Below are 19,239 nucleotides of genomic sequence, written 5' to 3'. Positions count from 1 at the left end.
ATCAAGGAGACGCCCTTATTTGATATACTGACCGATCGTCAGAGTCGTAAACATTAGTAGGATCACTGCGCTCAGCCCGATACCCGTAATAACCGAAAGCAGTGGTAGTTCCAAGATCGCACCTAGCAGTAGGAGTGCGCCCGCGCCCGCAGCACCGATGTAATAGTCGTCCCAATCGGCCTCTTTCGCTTCTGAAGCGTCGTTTGTACTCGCATTCGAATCCGCGTTGAGATAGTAATCCAGTTGGCGTGCGAGTGGTCTTCGCTCGACTACACCCCGGTTCTGTTGGTAGTCGATGATACCGGCCTTATCGAGTTTCGGGAGGTGTGACTGATACAGCGGGATGTAGACGCGCTGTCGCTGATCGGACGTTAGCTCCTCGACGGTCGTATCGTTTTCCCAGGCGGCTACCTGCTCGGCGACGTCGCGCATCCGAACGGAGTCGTCCGTCTCTTGGAGATACTCAAGAACCATCCGCCGGCGCTCATTCTGAAGAATATGGAAGATCTCGTCGACCGGAATTTCACTGTCACTGGAAACAGTCCCCTCATTCCGGTTTTCACCCTTATTTCGATCTGCTGTAACGGTCTCAGTGGAGCTCATCGCGTTGACCGATCGCACTCATGGATCAGTATTAAACCCTGAAAATCGTCCATAGATGAACGGTTTGACTTCAGTGAAATCCGTCCTAACCCACCCGTTCAGACAGTTTTATATTTTGTACTGTAGCGATAGAGAACTCACAGCTGCTATTATCGCGGGTTAGGGCCTGAAACAATACTCCCTAAAAAAGTGACAATCGATGCCATTGTTTTTTGAGGTAGAACGTTCCGGTGCGGAGAATCGACTCGATTCGTGTGACGCCCTCGCACCGAGAGAGGCAGCTGATGTCGAAAGTCCTACTACTGTACCAGTCATTTCCTACTACTGAGCCGACCATTTGGTAAACCGCCCCGCGCTTATATGACCGATAACTAAACGCTCGAGATCCAATGATCCCGTAATGAGCGACTCCGACTGGTGGTTTTTCGATCTTGCGATCGTTATTGCAGTGACCGGTTTCGTTACTTTCGGACTGTTTACCTCGATCTCTGGATCGATCAGGGTTGTTCTCGGTCTTCCGCTGTTGCTTTTTCTCCCTGGCTACGCTCTCATCTCGGTGCTGTACCCGGACGCACCGGAGTCCGAGTACCAAACGTTTGACGACGAAAGCCAGGGTACCAGCCGATCCGTACTGAACAACACCGGACTCCGGGCGATCGAACGGTTCGTTCTTTCGATCGTCGCGAGTATCGCGATCGTCCCTGCAGTAGCGCTCGGCTCAACAATAACACCGTGGGGGATTTCGATACTTCCTATTCTCGCGGGAACGGCGTTCGTAACGATCACACTGTCGTTGGTCGGGATCGTTCAGCGGTATCGCTGCCCTCCGGAGCGCCGATTCACCCCCACTCTGACGGGAACGTCGTTACTGTTTTCTAACGCCAGCGATTCGTTCGGCCGATCCGATCCAAGTGCTAGACCTTACAACGTCATGTTCCTGGTCGCGTTGCTCGTTCTGGCCGCCACCGCAGGCTTCGCCGTTGCAAGTCCGCCCAGCCATGATAGCTACACCGAGTTCTATCTCGATACCGACGAGGTCGCCGAGACGGAAGTGGTCGACGGCGACGTAGAGGCACCCTATGAGGACACGCTTGCAGCAGGCGAATCACAGTCGGTAACGGCGTACATCGCTAACGAGGAGCAGGAAGAACGATCCTATACGACCGTCGTAGCACTTCAAGAAGTGAGTTACGACAACGAGAGCGTCACTGTCCACGAACAGGACACTCTCACGAGCGAGTCTGCGACCGTTTCACACGGCGAGACGCATGAACAGACCCTCGAATTCGAGCCAACGATGACCGGTGACGACCTTCGGCTGATGCTGTATCTTTACGAGGACGACGCACCTGACGACCCGAGCGAAGACAGCGCGTATCGGACGATCGAGCTGCCAGTAACGGTCTCATAGCCACGTGGCTGCTACGAAGGAGCCCTTCCGTCGCATCGGACTTGCTTTCTCCGCCATCCCGCCGGTAGGCAACGCGGTTGACGAGAGCATTATTCTTACAATTACGGATGGAGCAAAGCGAGTGTCTCAGGGTCGTTCGGAAGACCAACGGTCTCTCGCTCGACGACGAGACGCTTCGACCCTTTCGTCTTTTGCTGACATCCTTCCACGGCTAACGCCGTGAGGTTCTCCCTTATACGAAATGCAGGAGAAAACCCACGGCGGTAGCCGTGGGATAAATCCGTCACTGCTGAATCTAACCACGCTACAATGGCAGGCTGACTCCCCAGTTGAAGTTATTTCCCGTCACAATCGTCGGTAGCTCCACGCCAGCCACAAACGGAGGGTGTGGTGGGGTTGTGTCAGTCGCCCAGAACAGCGGGGATGGTACTACCGTGTGACGTGACGGAGGGACGTTCCGAACCAGCCCATCGAGGTTGGGTACAGCTGGTACTGAACCGACTGTACGTCGGGTCGGGTGAGAACTCCCCTGCTCACTCCCCGCACCACTCCACTGGGAGTCCCACGCTGAAGCCACCCGTGAACGAGTGGGTAGCTGACACGAGTCAGCGCTGCTCGCACTGTGGATCGTGACGACAAGGTGTTCGAGTGTCAGTCGTGTAGGTATGAGGTGAATGCGGATTGCAACGCGGTCATCAGACTACGTCTGATGGGCAGCAAACCGAAGCATTTGCGACGGCAAAGAACATCGCCAATCGGTACTGTGGGTATCTCTATCGCGGGCAGAGGTCTCGCAGTGGATGGGCCACCAGTCAACTGGCCCTGAAGCCAGGGACGGTGACGTGAACGGCGAGTACACGCCTGCCGAATTACTCGGTTAGAACGGGAGTCCAGTGACAAGCCTCGATCGTTCGGAAGATCTTCGATCTTCCGTAACTGAGCAGACCTCGTCCACGAGGTCCGCGAAACCATGGTTCGCTCGATGATAAGACGCCTTCGGCGTCTCGAGCCGGTTGACGTATCGACCGTACGTTCGAAGAGATTATACCCCCTCCCGAGCGCTCTCTCGGATACTGGGTCGGTCGCGACTCGAGACTGACAGCGGTACCCAGTCCAGCCAGCTACCCGTACGCGGGCGAGGGCCCACAGAAGTTGACGTCGCCGTTGTCGTACAGCGTCGACTGGGTCGTCCGGCAGATACGCTCTTTGGACGGATTGTCGTTGTATCCGGGCCCGACCTCGCTGGAGAAGTAGGTCGCGTCCTCGGACTGGGTCGTTCGGTAGACGACGTAGTCGTGCTCTGCGTAGCCGTCACTAGGGAGGACGATCGACATCGTCGATGGATAGGCTCCGGTTCGTTCGAACACTGTTTGATACGGGTGATCTGTGTAGAGGCGTTGTTCCTCAACGATTTCGTCCCCAGCGGGCGATCCGGTCATCTCTCCGACCGTATCGACGGCAGCGAGTTCGGCCTGGTCGTAGGCCAACCGCTCGTGTTGATCCGAGAACACCGGGTTGTCTGGGTTGCTTTCGGCGGCGAGCATCATTCCGCCCGGATACAACAACACGATGACCAATAGAATGGCGACGATCGGTGCGGGTGAGAGGTTGCGACTGAGCATTCGAACTCCGATTGCACCGAGGATCGCCATCAACGCATAGAGGAAGGCAAACCATCGCGTTGGAACGAAGTTCTGGATTCCAAACATCGGAAGCCCGAGGACGAAAAAGAGCATAACCCCTGTCCCGAGCATCAGAGTGAAGACCGACTGCTCGGCGCGTCGTCGATGGACGACGTACAGACAACCGACGAGCGTGAGCCCGAATAGGATGAGGAAGCCGATTTCGTTGACGTACGGAACGATCTGATCGAGCAATGTCGTTCCCGTATCGGGTACTGCCGCCTCCTCGTCGCCCGTTGCACCCGGTGACGCGAGTTCGAGGAACCCAGCGCTTTCCTCGAGCGTTTGGCCGAACCACTCGAGTACGGTGCCAAGGAACGTATCCCCTCGGAACGGCGTTAACGACCACACGAAGATCGCGAGGCCGAAATTAAAAACGAGAAGACCGATCAGATTTACCGGTTTCTTGGTCCGGAAGACGCTCGTATCGAGTCGCGTCAGTCCCAGCGGCCCGGTCATAAAGAGGATCTGTGCCAGGAATGCGGCGCCGAGCAGAACCAGCACGATAAACGTCGAGATCTGGTGTGTCAGAATGACTCCGATCGAGAGGAACACGAGGAGCGCGAAGTCGCGGCTGGTGTACTCGATGCGCATCACACGGATCAACGTATAGACGATCGCGAGGAAGAAGACGAGCCCCATACTGGTCGGAATCAGATGGACGCCCCACATGACGGTGTAGCTGGCGACCGAGAACACCGCTGCGGCGAAGGTCGCCCATCGTGCTGGAACCAGAAGGTTCGACGCAGCATACACGACCAGAATCGAGAGCGGCATCGCGACCCCGACCGAGAGGTAGAGTCCGGCCCGCAGGGAAACGTCGTAGACCAGTGAGGACGCGACGACGAACAGGTGGAAGAACGGGGAGGCGAAGTGTTTGTCGTAATCGATCGCACCCAGGGACTGTTCGACGGCGATCGCCTGGGAGAGTTCAGCCATGTGGGTCCAGACGTCGATCCCGATGTATCCCGGAGTCGCATACAGCGCGGTAAATCGGAAGACGAACGCGAACAGAACCAGCTGGAACAACACGAGCCCGCGGTGGAAATCCCGATCGCTCGTGAACAGAATCTGGCCGAACAACAGGGTTCCGACGGCACTCGAGATCGCGAAAAACACCGGCGTCCGTGCCCCTTGCAGGATGGTAACGAGGATCATTACGGCCATCCCGACGGTCACGATACTCGGTAACGCCATCGTTGCCGGGGTCGACAGCGTCGGCAGCGTTCGCTCGCCCTCGTTCTGGTGAACTGCAAGCAGGTACAGCACGCAGCCGAGGCCGACGACGATCGGAATCGTGTCGATGTAGATCTGGGAGGCGAAAAACCGAAGCGGAAACAGCAACAGTGCAACGATCAGCCCGGCGATCGCCGCGGTCGTGTCGAGGCGTAACGGCCGCACGTCGGATAGCGACATCCTAGACGCCATGGTACGTTTCCTCCCGGTCTTCGGTCTGTTCGGCTGACAACTCCGTCGTATCACGCCCGCGCTGTTCGAGGACGCCCCGATAACATTCGACGAGCCGATCGCCCATCGATTCGAGGCTCAGTCCGTCGATGGCCTCGCGAGCGTTCGAGCGGCGAGACCCCGCGAGGATAGAATCGAGTCCAGCTGCGAGTTCGCCGTCGTCGTCGCTGACGACGCAGGTATCGAGTCCTCCGATCGTCTCCTCGACGAAGCCGACGTCCGTCGAGACGATCGGGACGTTACAGGCAGCTGCTTCCTTGACCGCCATCGGCCCAGCCTCGTATTTCGACGTCACGAGGAGGAGGTCACTTGCGTTCATGTAATAGGGCATCTCCTCGTAGGGGATACCCTCGATCGTTTTGACCTCCAGTTCGGTCTCCGCACGGTCGGCGATCCGTCTGGCCCGCGGATAGTCCTTTTCGTCTCTGTCCGGATCGTACGGAAACAGCGCGATCCGTTCGTCGGCGTCCCAGCCGACGCGATCGCGGGCCTGCTCGCGGGAGATCGGTCTGAACAGATCCGTGTCGATACCGAACGGGATCTCGACGTGATCGACGTCGAGTTCGCGGGACATCGCCGAGCTCGGGACGATCGTCGCGTCGGCGAACCGAGCACCGTACCGGCTGATCGTCTCGAGCCAGCCCATATCGCTCATCAGGTCGGTTCCCCAGAGGCTCATCACCACCGGACGCGTTGGCTGGGCGAGGGCAAACGGTGCGACGAGCCCGTAGTGGCCGTGAACGAGGTCGTAGTCGTCTGCCCGGACATGGGAGAGCACCTTCGGATAGAACCGAAGGTAGTCCGTCGCGGTCCGGGGTGAGTCGGCGGTGTACTCGCCCGGAACGCCGATGACGGTACAGTCGATCCCACGATCCTCGAGGACGGAGATCTGTTGTTCGAAGAACGAACGCGTGGTAGTGATGAGGTGGAGTACGTGCATATCGTGTCAGTCGGCGTTTGCGGCGGCTGTCGAGCGGTCCGGATCGGTTCCGACGGCGGTCTCGAGTTCCCGAACGATGACGTCGGTCACGTCGACCCGGTCGACGAGCAGTCGTTCCCGTCGACGGTTCCAGGTGTCGTCCTCACCGGCCTCGATGATCGAGACGGCCTTTTCCAGCGAGCGGGCGTGGCGATTATCGTCGTTGAAGTTGAAAACGAGCCCGTACTGTTCCTCTAGATCCCGCATATACCCGAGCGAGAGCGAATTCACGTACACTGCCGGCGTTCCAAGCACTGCGGCCTCGGCGGCCATCGTCGCACCCTCACCAACGAAACAGTCCGCGTACGCGAGCAGATCGTGCATCTGTTCGGGCGACGCCGTAACCCGGTTGGATTCGAGCTCGGCGGGAAGCGGGACCTCCGAGGTTATCAGGACCGTCGCCCCGGCGTCCTCGAGTCGTTCGACGGCCTCGACGGGATCGTCGAAGCCGCCCTGTCCCATATCGTGTGAGGAGTCCCAGCTACTCAGCCGCATCACGACGAAGGTGTCGTCGGGTTTCAGTCCCGCCTCCTCGAGCACTGACGGATCGGGTTCGAACCGATCGGGATGGAGGTACGCGAGTTCGTGGTAGCCTGGGTACTCGATTTTCTTCGAGCCAATATCTCCGTCGTAACACTCCGGCGTACAGACGACGTCCGCGAACGGGTACGCGAGCATCTTGATCAGCGTCGCGTGTTCGGTGTCGTAGAAGACGACGCTTTTCGCACCGACCAGCTTCGCGACGTGGGTCGCTGCGGGGCCGCCGATGGCCGTAATTACGTCCGGTTTGATCCGGCGCGCTCGGGCCAGTAGCCGCGCCTCATAGGTCGCCTGCACCCTCGCAAGCGAGAACAGTGAGTCGGACTCTCCGGCCAGAATCTCGTGATCGATCTCGTAGTGTTCGAGGAGATCCCTGACGACCTCGTTCTCTCGTGCGAAGACGTACACGTCGTGTCCGTCCGCTTCGAGTTCGGTGACAGCGTGTTTGAAGAAGTGTACGTGGGCCGGGTGCTGGATCGTCACGATAACACGCATCTACCGATACACCCCGTTCTCTGCGTTCTTGACGGCGTCGATTCCCATCGCGCTTAGGAACAGAATTCCGCTCGCTACGAACGCTATCGTGGCTCGCAGGAGCCCGCTCGAGGATCCGTCGCCCTCGAGGGAGGTCGAACCGGTATCGATCGCGACCGCGACGGCGCCGACAAACGACGCGGTCCCGGTCGCGTACCCGATTGCTACCGGATCGCGGTAATCGTTCGAAAGCTGACTGTACATCCGCCGAAGAAACCCCTGCAGGAGCGTTACCGAAGTAATCGGAACGAACCGCTCGTACTCGATCGTCGACTCCTCGTCGTCGTACACCGCCGGCATCGAGACGTCGGCGATCCGCATCCCGGCGATATTTAATCTGACGAGCAGATCGTTCGGATACTCGTGATCGTCGGGAAGCGACTCGACGTCGACCGCCGCTAGTGCCTCCTGGGAGATCGCAGTGTATCCGTTCTGTGGATCCTGAAGCGTCCAGTATCCGCTCGCGATCTTCGTCAGCTGGGTCAACAGCCAGTTTCCGAACAGACGAAACGGCGGCATCTCCCGCCGACTTTTCGGATCGGCCAGCCGATTCCCCTTCGTATAGTCGGCTACGTCCTCGACGATCGGATCGAGCAGTGACGGGAGCTGTTCCGGATCCATCTGTCCGTCGGCGTCTATCGTGACGACGATGTCCATCCCGTCTTCGCGCCCGCGGACGTACCCCGTCCGCAGCGCCCCGCCGGCGCCCTGGTTTTCCTCGTGGCGAATCGGCACGATCTCGGTGTCACCGATCTGCCCGCCGTCGGCGATCGAGGGCGGGGCTTCGGGTGGAGACCCGGCTTCGACGTTGGACGCCTCGTCGTTGGTTACTCGCTCTGAAGCCGTCGTGTACTCCTGGATGACGCTCCAGGTGTCGTCCGTCGACTGATCGTCGACGGCATAGATCCGATCGACGAACGACGGTATCGTTGCGAGAACCTCTCCGATGTGTGATTCCTCGTTGTACGCCGGCACGATGACACCGACCGTATGACCGCGATACATTATACCCTCCGGTAGCTGAAGCCCTGGGCAGTTGCATCATCGGCGTCGAACGCTCCCGCGACGTCAACCAGGGCAGGATCGTCGTTGAGCGCCGCCACCATTCCGTCGAGAGCGAGGTCATCGAACTCCGCGTGCGGTGTTGCCAGTATGACCCCGTCGAAACCCGCGAACGAAAGCGACTCCTGAACGTCAATTCCGAACGACCGTTCGACTGCAGCGCCGTCAGCGTGTGGATCGTATCCGACGACGTCAATGTCGAACTGCTGGAGCCGGTCGATGACGTTTGCCACCTTCGAGCTCCGAATGTCACCGACGTTCGGCTTGTACGCTAATCCAAGCACGAGTATCCGACTCTCGCAGAGCGTCTTGTGGCCGTCGTTGAGCGCTTTGATCGTCAGATCGGCGATGTGGTCGGGCATCGCCTCATTGACGTCCCTACCCGTGAGGATCAGTTCCGGGTCGGCACCAGCTTGCCTCGCTCGGTGAGCGAAGAAGTAGGGATCGACCGGAATACAGTGCCCGCCGACCAGTCCCGGCTGGTAGTCGTGGAAGTTCCACTTCGTTCCCGCGGCCTCGAGGACGTCCTGGGTGTCGATATCCATCTTCTCGAGGGCCATCGAGAGCTCGTTCATTAGCGCGATGTTGACGTCGCGCTGGATGTTCTCGACGACCTTGCACGCCTCGGCGACTTCGATCGACGGGGCGCGGTGGACGCCCGCTTCGACCACCGACTCGTACAGCGTCGCGACGTTTTCGAGGACGTCGTTGCTCTCTCCGCCGACGACCTTGACGACGCTGTCAAGCGAGTGTTCGCCGTCGCCTGGCGTCGCTCGCTCCGGGGAGTACGCGACGAAAAAGTCCGCCCCGCGCTCGAGACCGGACGCGTCCTCGATAGCCGGTGCAAACTCTTCACGCGTGACACCCGGATACACCGTCGACTCGAGTACGACGGTCGTTCCTCGTGTCAGGTGTTTACCGACCGTTTCGGCGGCGCTCTCGATGAATTCGAGGTTCGGTCGTTCGTCCTCGACAGGCGTTGGAACCGTAACGAGCACGTAGTCGGCATCACGAATTGCGGACGCATTGGTTGTGTAAGTGATGTCACCGTCAAGAACGTCTTCATCCGAGAGATCCCCGGTCGTATCGACCCCGTTTCGCAGCGTTTCGACCTTCGAGCTATCGACGTCGAAGCCAACGACCTCGTAGTCCGCCTGTGCAAACCCGACCGCAAGCGGGAGTCCGACGTAGCCAAGACCGACGACACAGACCGTCACGTCCTGGAGGCGATCGTCCGTCGTCTGTTCGATACTGCCCGGATGATCGCTCTCTGGTCTGTCAGTTCGGCTCTCGGTATCGCTGAGTGGTGGGGTCATGGTGGTGTATCACGTACCCGACGCCCGACAACGTGCGCCGGAATCCTGTGTGTCAGCCGTCCGCAGACGGCTGGCACGCTTCGCTCGGACAGAGACGGTCTCATCGGTTTACTATATAGCCAATAACCCGCCCCATCACACGTCGTTCGGATTCGTCAACAGTGTCGTCTCCTCTCAACCCGCGTTCAGCCTTGGTTTCGGTTCTCAGCCCCTGTCATCTTATTTCGCTGTTAAGCAAATCTGTTTGACCGCATAATGAAGTTGGATGTCATATTGTGTGCTAATACGACCGATGTGAATATGTTCTCTCACGCTCGGTCACACCCGAATCTAGCAACCATGGAGCTCAGAACGATCGATACCGTATCCGAATCCGTCTCCAGCGACGCACTGGCTACCGTCGGCGACGCGTCTACAACCACATTGGTTTCGTCGTCGGACGGCGCAATAATCCACTCGACGGTGACCTTTTTCGTCACCAGTCTCAGCCTCTCTCAGATCGCCCAGTTCTTCGGTGAAACGCCGCTCTGGGAACTCATCCTGGTCGCTGCTGCGGTGGTGATAATCGGCGTTCTTATCGGTGCCCGACTTATCGAGGCGCTCTCGAACCGCGACGTAACGCTCGATCCGGCGGCGATGTTCGCTACCGAGGATGACGCTACCCAGGACGAGGACCCCTCGGAAGACGAACCCACTCACACTTACGAAACGTACATTTCGCCTGACACCCCCGACGAACTACTAAGCGACAGGGGACAGATCATCCGAATCCTTGTCGAAAACGACGGACGCACCTATCAGTATCGGATCGTCGAAGAGACAGGCTGGTCGAAATCGAAGGTCAGCCGACTCCTCTCGGAGATGCACGATCGAGGAGAGATCGGCAAGGTCTCGGTCGGCCGGGAGAACGCGATCGTCCTCGCCGACCACGGTCCCGGCGAGGCAGTGGATTCCGACGACTCCGTCACTGTTACTAACTCTCCACAGTAGTCGTCAGAACGACGTCGCTGGGTATCTGTTCTTTGCTCGGTAGTGGCACAAAACCGATAGTTTTCTAAAGATGAAACGGCTGTAGGTACTGAAGCTCGCTGTTCGACCCGGACCACGAACCCCGTGCGCCATCTGTGACGGATCCCGCCCCCCGTTTCAGCTGAGCGGCGCCAGTACTGCATCCGACATTCGGCGTTCGAACCGTTTAGCGAGTACGGTGCGAAATCGCGCACGCTGGGGCTCTTAGTGATCGAATAAGGATGTGTCGTGTGTCTGCAACAGAACGTGGTCGCTCGATCGGTGTGTCGTTGTCGTTCCGAACTCGTGTCGACAGTCGTTCTCCGAAACGCTAAGCGCGACTCATCGGTCCACAATAATATAATATTACTGACGACGGTTGGGAAAACCGTGGAACGGACCGTCCGTTACTGGTTATCTGATCCATAGTAATGGGCTATGTCGGTAACGTATCCGGTAACGCCGGGCCGACGTTCAGGGACGGACGGCCCGGGAGGATTAGATCTATGACACGCTACAGGACTGCACGCCGTACTGGCGTACCGAACCGACGGTTAATCGACCCACCCCGTTCTCTCTGTGCTTTCTCGGCGACCGATTCGGAGGAGGTGCTCGACTAATGTGTGGGATCATCGCACGAATCGGCTCCGACGACGCCGCCGATACGCTGCTGACTGGCCTCGAGAACCTCGAGTATCGGGGTTACGATTCGGCCGGAATCGCCGTCCAGAACGGTTCTGGAGTGAAGGTTCACAAGACTTCCGGTGAGGTCTCGGATCTGAAATCGAAGCTGAACTATCTTCCGACCGGGAACGTCGGAATCGGTCACACTCGGTGGAGCACCCACGGTCCGCCGACCGAGGAGAACGCCCACCCGCACACGGACTCCGCCGAGGACATTGCCGTCGTCCACAACGGGGTTATCGACAACTACGCGGAGCTGCGAAGTGAACTGGCCGAGAAAGGCCACGTCTTTCAGAGCGATACCGACACGGAGGTCATCCCGCATCTCATCAACGAGTACCGCGACGAGCTGTCGACCGAAGCCGCAGTTCGCAAAGCGGTCGAAACCCTCGAAGGAAGCTACGCGATCGCGGCAATCGTCGAGGACGAGGATCGCGTCTACGCGGCCCGAAAGGGTTCGCCGCTGGTACTTGGCCTCGGAACCGACGACTGGTTCCTCGCGAGCGACGTTCCGGCTTTCCTCGATTACACCGACGAGGTCATCTACCTCGAAGACGGTGACGTCGTCGTTCTCGAGCCTGATTCCTACGAGATCACTGATCTGTCCGGCGAACCGGTCCACCGCGAAGTCGACACGGTCGACTGGGACCCCGAAGACGCCGGCAAGGGCGAGTACGACCACTACATGAAAAAGGAGATCCACAACCAGCCGACCGCCCTCTCGAACACGATCGAGGGCCGCGTCGAGGACGGCGAAGTCTCCCTCGAGGCGCTGCCGGAAGGCTCCTTTACGGACGTCGACGCCGTCCAGCTCGTCGCCTGCGGGACCTCCTACCACGCCGCGATCTACGGCGCTCAGTTACTGAAGTCGGCGGGCGTTCGCACTGAGGTGATCCGCGCGAGCGAGTACGATTCCGTCGCCGGACCGGTCGACGAGAACACGCTGACAATCGCGGTCACCCAGAGCGGTGAAACAGCCGACACGCTGGGTGCGGTTCGCGAGGCTGCCGATCGCGGTGCGCGAACGCTCGCGGTGACAAACGTCGTCGGTTCGACGGTCGCCCGCGAGGTCGACGACGCAGTGTACATCCGGGCCGGACCCGAGGTTGGTGTCGCCGCGACGAAGACGTTCTCGTCGCAGGCGGTGACGCTCACGCTCGTCGGGCAGCGGATCGTCGCGGATCTCGACCACGCCGAGCAGGCCGAGGACGTCGAGGCGATGCTCGAGAGTCTCAGCGATCTTCCCGAGCAGGTCGAGCAGATCCTCGAGACGACCGACGCCGAGCGACTGGCCAAACAGTATATCGACAGCCAGTCGTTTTTCTTCATCGGTAACGGTCTCGGCAACCCGGTCGCGCTCGAGGGCGCCCTGAAGTTCAAGGAGATAACCTACGAGCACGCCGAAGGGTTCGCCTCCGGACAGCTCAAGCACGGACCGCTCGCGCTCGTTACCGAGCAGACACCGGTCTTCGCGGTCTGTACCGGCGGCGACGACGGAAAGACCAAGACCAACGCGATCGAGGCCCAGACGCGAGGCGCGCCGATCGTCGCCGTCTCGCCGGACGAGCACCCGGTCGTCGACACCGCCGACGCCCACCTCTCGGTTCCGGATACCCACCCCGTCTGGGCCGGGTTACTCGCGAACGTCCAGCTGCAGCTGGTTTCGTACTACGCTGCGGATCTGCTCGACCGACCGATCGACAAACCGCGTAACCTGGCGAAAAGCGTCACGGTCGAGTAACCCTCGGATCGATCCTCCCGGACGTTTCAGTCCCTTTTCTCACTACTCGAACGACGGTTTTCCACAATCTTCAGATTGCCCCATCGAAGCACGGCGTATCGGGCAGAAATCGAATCGTTCCGATGACTCACTGGACGTTCTGATCGAACGGCTGGCCGACAAGTGGCGGCGCACCGCGACCACGCTCGGGACGTCCTCGTCCGTCATCTCGCCCGCCTCTCTCGAGAGTGGAGCGTAGGGACGGTTTCGTCGGTGAGTTGGCCGCTGTGCGCGAGATACACTTGTTCGACGACTGTGAGCGAGAAAACGGATCCGATCTGGGTGTACGGTCGGTTCTGCTGTCTGATGTACATCGTGTTATAAGGCAAGTATGGGAGCAGCGTGGTCGGAGAGTCGGAAGCGGACGCGTCGTCGGGATGCGGTGAAGGCGCCACGTGGAGCCTGACCTTCTTCCGCCCGTCACAGACGGGCGTCCCACGCGTTTGGAGCGGTTCGCGGATTCGCCAGTTCCGTCACCGGCCCGCGTTTTGGGTCGCGTCAGTACGACCCCCGGGCGAGAGAGCGGGCTTTCGTTACCCGTCTCGGGTGCGTATCCTTCCCTCGGCACGTGGCGAGACGATTCGCTTCAAGCGTACGCGCTTGGACGTCAGTCGTTGGTGTTCGCACTGGTTCTCTGTAACGGCGACGTATTCCGGTTGGCTCGTATGGGTTCGAGGGGGTACGCGGACGTGGGTGATTCAGAGAATCTCCTCCAGGGGGCGATGGTGAGCTAGAGAGCTCGGCCCGCTGTCTCCGGCTGGAACAGGCCGAGAGGGGACACCGGAGTGCGTTCGCCTCGAGTGGGACGACCACTGCTGGCAACAGCGAGGTCTTTCGATCAAAGAGACACCCCAACCCGTAGTATCAACGAGGGAGATCATGTCTCCGACGTCTCAGGCACGGCCCGAGGTCGACTGAGACGTCCTCGCAGAAAAGGGAACGCTACGGTGTTTCGTTACTCGAACCAGGGGTCGTCGTCATCGTCATCATCGTCATCGTCATCATCGTCATCGTCATCATCGTCATCATCGTCATCATCGTCGTCCGCAGCGTCGTCATCCGCCGCGTCGTCATCCGCAGCGTCGTCATCCGCCGCGTCGTCATCCGCCGCATCGTCATCCGCCGCATCGTCATCCGCCGCATCGTCATCCGCCGCATCGTCATCCGCCGCATCGTCATCCGCCGCATCGTCGTCCGCCGCATCGTCGTCCGCAGCATCGTCGTCATCAAAGATGCTCCCATCGTCAAACGGGCCTCCGTCGTCCGCAGGCTCGTCGTCAGCACCGTTTCCAGCGTCGTCAGCACCGTTTCCAGCGTCGTCAGCACCGTTTCCAGCGTCGTCAGCACCGTTTCCAGCGTCGTCAGCACCGTTTCCAGCGTCGTCAGTATCGTCTCCAGCGTCGTCAGCACCGTTATCGTCACCGTTGCCTTCGTCTCCGCCGTCATCGGTGTCCGTTCCCTCGTCGGTGTCCGGTTCGTCGGGATCGGTTTCGCCCTCGATCTCCTCGTCGTCGACGCCGGTAATCGCGTCGTCGATTCCCGACCCGCTCGCGGCGAGTGCGATTCCCGCAACGAGAAAACCGATTCCAGCGACGATCAGCAGGAGTTGGGCGCCAGTCGAGACTGATCGGGTGCTCTGTTGTGGCGAATGACTCATACTGATAGATTCGGCGAGCTTACTGTTCGGTTCCGATACGTCTGTACCAACGAATCGATCGGCGTTGCGTGATGCCGCTTCCTGCGAGCGACACGACACCAGTCGTTCGTTCGACCGGTGGCCGTCGCTCGCTTCGCGTCGTGGCTCGTCGAGGACGCTTCAAGAGGAAGACCGCAGCGGCGCTTGGCTAAATCTCGCGCGTGCCACGACGAGATACCTGGTCCCATTGAGAACTACTTGTGAGGTATGACGCTTCATTATACGGCCATTAAACGAACCGGTACTTTCGTCGGTGGCACCGTCTTCCGAAACGACCGACCGAAGCGCAGGATCGAACCGATACTATTTCCGGTTGATCAGAGACCGCATCGATTCGCCTCGCAAACAACTAAGTAACTACGACAGCGTGGTGAAAGTGATGGGAGACGACCCCGAAGAGGGGATGTTGTCGTGGGACGAGTCCGTGTTCAGAAACGAGCACGTCTTCGAGATCGACTACGTTCCCGAGACGTTCAAACACCGCGAAACCCAAACTCAGAACCTCACGTACGCGCTGCGACCAGCGGTGCGTGGATCCCGACCGCTGAACGTCATGGTTCGAGGGCCGCCAGGAACGGGAAAGACGACAGCGATCCAGAAACTCTTCGACGAGATCGGTACCCAGACTAGCGAGGTCCGAACGATTCGGGTCAACTGCCAGGTCAACTCGACGCGATACTCGGTGTTCTCGCGGTTGTTCGAGGGAACCTTCGACTACGAGCCGCCCTCGTCTGGTATCTCGTTCAAGAAGCTGTTCGGCCAGATCGCCGACAAGCTCGTTGAGGACGACCGCGTGCTGGTCGTCGCGCTCGACGACGTCAACTACCTCTTCTACGAGAACGAGGCCTCGGACACGTTGTACTCGCTGCTTCGCGCCCACGAGGAGTATCCGGGCGCGAAGATCGGCGTCATCGTCGTCTCCTCCGATCCCACTCTCGAGGTCATCGACGAACTCGACTCCCGGGTCCAGAGCGTCTTCCGGCCCGAGGAGGTGTACTTCCCGGTCTACGATCAGCCCGAGATCGTCGATATCCTCGACGAACGGGTTCGGCGTGGGTTCCGGGACGGAGTCATCTCGCGCCAGACCCTCGAACACGTCGCCGACCGCACCGCTGAGAGCGGCGACCTCCGCGTCGGGATCGATCTGTTGCGCCGCGCGGGGCTCAACGCCGAGATGCGGGGGAGCCGTACCGTCGAGCTCGAGGACGTCGAGGACGCCTACGAGAAATCGAAGTACATCAATCTCTCCCGGAGCCTCTCCGGGCTGTCGGAGACCGAGCGAGCGTTGCTCGAGGTAATCGCCACGAACGACGGCGGGCAGGCCGGCGAGGTCTACGAGCGGTTTCAGGCGGCGACCGACCTCGGCTACACTCGCTACTCCGAGATCGTTAACAAACTCGACCAGCTCGGACTGATCGACGCCGAGTACGCCGACATCGAGGGTCGGGGTCGATCACGGTCGCTGTCGCTTTCCTACGAGAAAGACGCCGTCCTGGACCGCCTCGAGTGACCGGCAACCCGGATCGTGGTGTCATCTGCCGGCCTGCTGTTTAATTCCGCCGTCGCGGTCCCGTCCGTATGGGATCGCTCCTGATCTACGGCTCGTACGGATACGTCGGTAGTCTGGTCGCCGAGGACGCGATTGATCGCGGACTGGATCCGATCCTCGCCGGCCGCGATCGGGATCAGCTGCGCGAACAGGTCGCCGACCTCGAGCAGCCGGGTCGGCGGTTCTCGCTCGAGGAACCGGACGTCGTCGCCGAGGCACTCGAGGACGTCGACTGCGTGTTGAACTGCGCCGGACCGTTCTCGAACACGGCCGAGCCGCTGGTCGAGGGCTGTCTGCGTAGCGGCACGGACTACGTCGACATCACCGGTGAGATTCCGGTTATCGAGTCGATCCAGGACCGTGACGAGGAGGCGCGTGCGGCCGGAGTCACGCTGTTGCCGGCGGCCGCGCTGTCGACGATCCCGATGGACTGTCTGGCCGCTCACCTTGCCGACCGCCTGCCGGAGGCCGACAGCCTCGCGCTCGGCGTCGACTCGATTCGAATTCCGTCGGTCGGAACCGTTCGGACGGTCCTTGAGGGTTCGAACACCGAGGGCGCCGTCCGCCGCGACGGGCGCGTCGAGAGCGTACCGACGGCCTGGCGAACCCGCGAGATCGACTTCGGTCGCGGCGAGCGCCCGGCGGTGACGATGCCGATGGGAGATATCTGTACGGCACACTACACCACCGGAATTCCGAACGTCGAGATGTACGCTATGCTGCCCCAGCCGGCGCGGCTCGCACTCGAATCTCACCGGTATCTCACGCCGCTGTTCGAGTCGAAGCCGGTCCGGTGGGTACTGAAGCAGCTGGCGGGAGTCCGCGACGGACCAGCCGAGTGGGCCCGCGAGCGAGGGACGGCTTACGTCTGGGGCGAGGCGCGGGTCGAGGACGACGGCGAGCGGGTCGTCTCCCGCCTGCGGACGCCCGACCCGTACGTCGTCACCGTCGACGGCGCCGTGACGGTCGCCGAGCGCGTCCTCGCCGGCGACGCGGACGCGGGGTTCCAGACACCCGCCGACGCGTTCGGTGCCGAGTTCGTTCTCGGACTCGACGGGGTCGAGGGCTTTTTCGACGAGGAGACTCCAGAGGAGACGTCGCCGCTCAGCCCGCTCTTGCGATAGCTGGTCTACGGCGTCGTGGCCATGGAGACCACCGCTGTCCGAGAACGTAGACGATCGAACCGAAACGAACGTTACGGTCCAAACGCCGCGAGAGCAGTGGATTAGGCCTGGTCGAGATCTTCCCGGTACTCCTCGGCGGTCTCGAGAGCACTGTCGAGGTGATCTTTCGTATCGCCTTCGGCGCGCTCGCCGAGCTGCCGGATCCCGTTCAGGTGTTCGTCCATGAGCGCATGGTCCGGCTCCTGGTCGCCGACCGTGTAATCCTCGAAGGCGTCGACGTGCTCGCGGACGTCCTCGCGAAGGTCGTCGTCGTCGGCCACTTTCGCTGCCTTCTCGAGTTCGTCGCGTACCTGCTTCAGTTCCTGAGCCATATTCGACGCCATGACGAGCCGACCCATAACGGTTGGCCAGACATCAGCCCCGCTATGAAGGGCGGGCTGCCGTCTCGCGGTTCGGGCCGGTAGTCGTCGGTCGCGTACGGGAGAGTTATTCCCGGTATGGTGACCGTACCCGATCGTCGCCCTCGGCAATCGGAGGAGAGTCTCCAGTACTGACTGACGGCTTTTTGTCGTCCCGCAGCCCGGTCACGGTTGCATATGTCCGTCTCACGACGCACGACTCTGAAAGCGATGGCTGTAGCGGGCGGGTTAGGTATCACCAGCGGTACCGTCTTCGCGAAGGGCAAACACGAGGACGACGAGCGACCGACCGACGACGCAGCCGACGAACCGGCTGCCGTCTCCGCGGCGGTTCGGGTCGCACACTTCTCGCCTGACGCGCCGAGCGTCGACGTTCTCGTCGACGACGAGCAGGTGCTTGCGGACGTCCCCTACGGCGATGTCTCGCCGTATCTGGAGCTCGATCCCGGAGCCTACACTGTCGCCATTACGGCAGCAGGCGACCCCGAAACCGTCGTCTTCGAGGACGAGGTCGAGGTCGCCGAGGGGTTCGCCACGGTCGCGGCGATCGGCGAGCTCGAGGCCGAGACGTTCCGACCGGAGATTCTCACCGATGGCGAGCCGCTGCCCGAGGACGCCGAGCCCGGCTCCGCGTTCGTCCGGGTTGCGCACTTCTCGCCGGACGCCCCCGCGGTCGATATCTTCGCTAACGACACGCCGCTGGCTGAGGGCGTCTCCTTCGAGGACGTCTCTGAGTACCTCGCGGTCCCAGCGGGCGAGTACACGCTCTCGATTCGGCCGGCCGGCGACCCCGACGAGGTGGCGGCGTTCGACGTTGCGCTCGAGGAAGGAACGGCTTACACCGGATACGCGATCGGCTACCTCGAGCCGCCCGAGGAGTTCGCCGACCGCGAGTTCACCGTCGAACTGACCGTCGATGGGATGGTGGCGGACGAGGAGCCGAAGGAGGAAGAGCCCAAAGAAGAGGAGCCGAAGGAGGAAGAGCCCAAAGAAGAGGAGCCGAAAAAAGAGGAACCCAAGGAGAAGGAACCCAAGGAAGAGGAGCCGAAGAAGGAGCCAGTCGAGGAAGAGCCGAAGAAGGAGCGGCCGAAAGATATGGTTAACGACAAAAAGAAGATGGCCGACCGGGTAGCTGACGACAAGGAGGAGATGGCTGATATGAAAGAAAAGATGAAAGACACAATGAAGGAAATGGCAACCGACTACGACCGGTAATTTCACCGATCGAGCTATCCCCTTACTTTCGGTCGGGGTTCGGCTCGTCGTCGCTCTGTTCTCGACGACCCCCGCTGACGGCAACCGGTGGGTCGTCGTCCATGTGGCCAAAGCGTGTCCGGACGGCTCACACCGGATCTGATCGTTCCTGATCTCGGCTTTCGAGCCCC

14 protein-coding genes are annotated in these 19,239 nt (G+C 60.5%); 6 read left to right on the top strand and 8 right to left on the bottom strand.

The genetic code is table 11. The annotated features are described in order from the left end of the window. Nucleotides 1-15 precede the first annotated feature (15 nt). Complete coding sequence (locus tag NATOC_RS18555; RefSeq protein ID WP_049888851.1) at nt 16-603, bottom strand: DUF7344 domain-containing protein; 588 nt, start codon at nt 601-603, stop codon at nt 16-18. Between the two features lie 400 nt (nt 604-1,003). Between NATOC_RS18555 and NATOC_RS18550 the strand changes: the two genes are divergently transcribed. After that, nucleotides 1,004-2,014 (top strand): DUF1616 domain-containing protein, encoded by a 1,011-nt coding sequence (locus tag NATOC_RS18550; protein ID WP_015323020.1) that lies wholly within the window; start codon nt 1,004-1,006, stop codon nt 2,012-2,014. 1,121 nt (nt 2,015-3,135) lie between these two features. Here the strand turns inward: NATOC_RS18550 and NATOC_RS18545 are convergent. From NATOC_RS18545 to NATOC_RS18525, 5 genes are read right to left on the bottom strand one after another with little or no spacing between them, the layout of a single operon-like run. Next, nucleotides 3,136-5,124 (bottom strand): glycosyltransferase family protein, encoded by a 1,989-nt coding sequence (locus NATOC_RS18545; protein WP_015323019.1) that lies wholly within the window; start codon nt 5,122-5,124, stop codon nt 3,136-3,138. After that, nucleotides 5,114-6,103: a glycosyltransferase family 4 protein gene (locus NATOC_RS18540; RefSeq protein WP_015323018.1), complete on the bottom strand. Its 990-nt coding sequence runs from the start codon at nt 6,101-6,103 to the stop codon at nt 5,114-5,116. Before NATOC_RS18540 ends, NATOC_RS18545 begins: the two co-directional genes overlap by 11 nt. A 6-nt stretch (nt 6,104-6,109) precedes the next feature. Then, nucleotides 6,110-7,177: a DUF354 domain-containing protein gene (locus NATOC_RS18535; protein WP_015323017.1), complete on the bottom strand. Its 1,068-nt coding sequence runs from the start codon at nt 7,175-7,177 to the stop codon at nt 6,110-6,112. Continuing rightward, complete coding sequence (locus tag NATOC_RS18530) at nt 7,178-8,221, bottom strand: glycosyltransferase family 2 protein (protein ID WP_015323016.1); 1,044 nt, start codon at nt 8,219-8,221, stop codon at nt 7,178-7,180. After that, nucleotides 8,221-9,594 carry a nucleotide sugar dehydrogenase gene (locus tag NATOC_RS18525; RefSeq protein WP_015323015.1) on the bottom strand — a complete coding sequence of 458 codons (1,374 nt, stop codon included), beginning with the start codon at nt 9,592-9,594 and terminating at the stop codon, nt 8,221-8,223. Before NATOC_RS18525 ends, NATOC_RS18530 begins: the two co-directional genes overlap by 1 nt. 255 nt (nt 9,595-9,849) lie before the next feature. Here NATOC_RS18525 and NATOC_RS18520 point away from each other — a divergent pair, with 255 nt between their 5' ends. Together NATOC_RS18520 and glmS are read left to right on the top strand one after the other, a co-directional pair. After that, nucleotides 9,850-10,584 (top strand): DUF7343 domain-containing protein, encoded by a 735-nt coding sequence (locus NATOC_RS18520; RefSeq protein WP_245549666.1) that lies wholly within the window; start codon nt 9,850-9,852, stop codon nt 10,582-10,584. 637 nt (nt 10,585-11,221) lie between these two features. Further along, a complete protein-coding gene (glmS, locus tag NATOC_RS18515) occupies nt 11,222-13,027 on the top strand; it encodes a glutamine--fructose-6-phosphate transaminase (isomerizing) (RefSeq protein WP_015323013.1) in 1,806 nt (601 codons plus the stop codon). A gap of 994 nt (nt 13,028-14,021) precedes the next feature. On the opposite strand, the gene NATOC_RS22540 is transcribed toward glmS, so the two are convergent. Continuing rightward, on the bottom strand, nt 14,022-14,723 hold the full coding sequence (locus NATOC_RS22540) for a hypothetical protein (RefSeq protein WP_083866616.1): 702 nt from the start codon (nt 14,721-14,723) through the stop codon (nt 14,022-14,024). A 418-nt stretch (nt 14,724-15,141) separates the two neighbouring features. Between NATOC_RS22540 and NATOC_RS18505 the strand changes: the two genes are divergently transcribed. Together NATOC_RS18505 and NATOC_RS18500 are read left to right on the top strand one after the other, a co-directional pair. Beyond that, a complete protein-coding gene (locus NATOC_RS18505) occupies nt 15,142-16,272 on the top strand; it encodes an ORC1-type DNA replication protein (RefSeq protein ID WP_015323011.1) in 1,131 nt (376 codons plus the stop codon). 68 nt (nt 16,273-16,340) lie between these two features. Beyond that, a complete protein-coding gene (locus NATOC_RS18500; RefSeq protein WP_015323010.1) occupies nt 16,341-17,435 on the top strand; it encodes a saccharopine dehydrogenase family protein in 1,095 nt (364 codons plus the stop codon). A gap of 101 nt (nt 17,436-17,536) precedes the next feature. Here NATOC_RS18500 and NATOC_RS18495 read toward each other — a convergent pair whose 3' ends face one another. Continuing rightward, nucleotides 17,537-17,806: a DUF7553 family protein gene (locus NATOC_RS18495; RefSeq protein WP_015323009.1), complete on the bottom strand. Its 270-nt coding sequence runs from the start codon at nt 17,804-17,806 to the stop codon at nt 17,537-17,539. Between the two features lie 225 nt (nt 17,807-18,031). On the opposite strand from NATOC_RS18495, the gene NATOC_RS18490 reads away from it, so the two are divergent. Continuing rightward, a complete protein-coding gene (locus NATOC_RS18490; protein ID WP_015323008.1) occupies nt 18,032-19,069 on the top strand; it encodes a DUF4397 domain-containing protein in 1,038 nt (345 codons plus the stop codon). The last annotated feature ends 170 nt before the right edge of the window (nt 19,070-19,239 follow it).

Source organism: Natronococcus occultus SP4 (genome assembly GCF_000328685.1).
In the GTDB taxonomy this organism is placed as follows: domain Archaea; phylum Halobacteriota; class Halobacteria; order Halobacteriales; family Natrialbaceae; genus Natronococcus; species Natronococcus occultus.
The sequence above is the reverse complement of the archived record's forward strand: the minus strand, read 5'-3'. Positions and strand labels throughout refer to the sequence as shown.

What these genes read in the sequence shown, in the direction of transcription:
- NATOC_RS18555 (WP_049888851.1), bottom strand. Translation starts at nt 603, where the DNA reads ATGAGCTCCACTGAGACCGTTACAGCAGATCGAAATAAGGGTGAAAAC.
- NATOC_RS18550 (WP_015323020.1), top strand. Translation starts at nt 1,004, where the DNA reads ATGAGCGACTCCGACTGGTGGTTTTTCGATCTTGCGATCGTTATTGCA.
- NATOC_RS18545 (WP_015323019.1), bottom strand. Translation starts at nt 5,124, where the DNA reads ATGGCGTCTAGGATGTCGCTATCCGACGTGCGGCCGTTACGCCTCGAC.
- NATOC_RS18540 (WP_015323018.1), bottom strand. Translation starts at nt 6,103, where the DNA reads ATGCACGTACTCCACCTCATCACTACCACGCGTTCGTTCTTCGAACAA.
- NATOC_RS18535 (WP_015323017.1), bottom strand. Translation starts at nt 7,177, where the DNA reads ATGCGTGTTATCGTGACGATCCAGCACCCGGCCCACGTACACTTCTTC.
- NATOC_RS18530 (WP_015323016.1), bottom strand. Translation starts at nt 8,221, where the DNA reads ATGTATCGCGGTCATACGGTCGGTGTCATCGTGCCGGCGTACAACGAG.
- NATOC_RS18525 (WP_015323015.1), bottom strand. Translation starts at nt 9,594, where the DNA reads ATGACCCCACCACTCAGCGATACCGAGAGCCGAACTGACAGACCAGAG.
- NATOC_RS18520 (WP_245549666.1), top strand. Translation starts at nt 9,850, where the DNA reads ATGAAGTTGGATGTCATATTGTGTGCTAATACGACCGATGTGAATATG.
- glmS (WP_015323013.1), top strand. Translation starts at nt 11,222, where the DNA reads ATGTGTGGGATCATCGCACGAATCGGCTCCGACGACGCCGCCGATACG.
- NATOC_RS22540 (WP_083866616.1), bottom strand. Translation starts at nt 14,723, where the DNA reads ATGAGTCATTCGCCACAACAGAGCACCCGATCAGTCTCGACTGGCGCC.
- NATOC_RS18505 (WP_015323011.1), top strand. Translation starts at nt 15,142, where the DNA reads ATGGGAGACGACCCCGAAGAGGGGATGTTGTCGTGGGACGAGTCCGTG.
- NATOC_RS18500 (WP_015323010.1), top strand. Translation starts at nt 16,341, where the DNA reads ATGGGATCGCTCCTGATCTACGGCTCGTACGGATACGTCGGTAGTCTG.
- NATOC_RS18495 (WP_015323009.1), bottom strand. Translation starts at nt 17,806, where the DNA reads ATGGCTCAGGAACTGAAGCAGGTACGCGACGAACTCGAGAAGGCAGCG.
- NATOC_RS18490 (WP_015323008.1), top strand. Translation starts at nt 18,032, where the DNA reads ATGTCCGTCTCACGACGCACGACTCTGAAAGCGATGGCTGTAGCGGGC.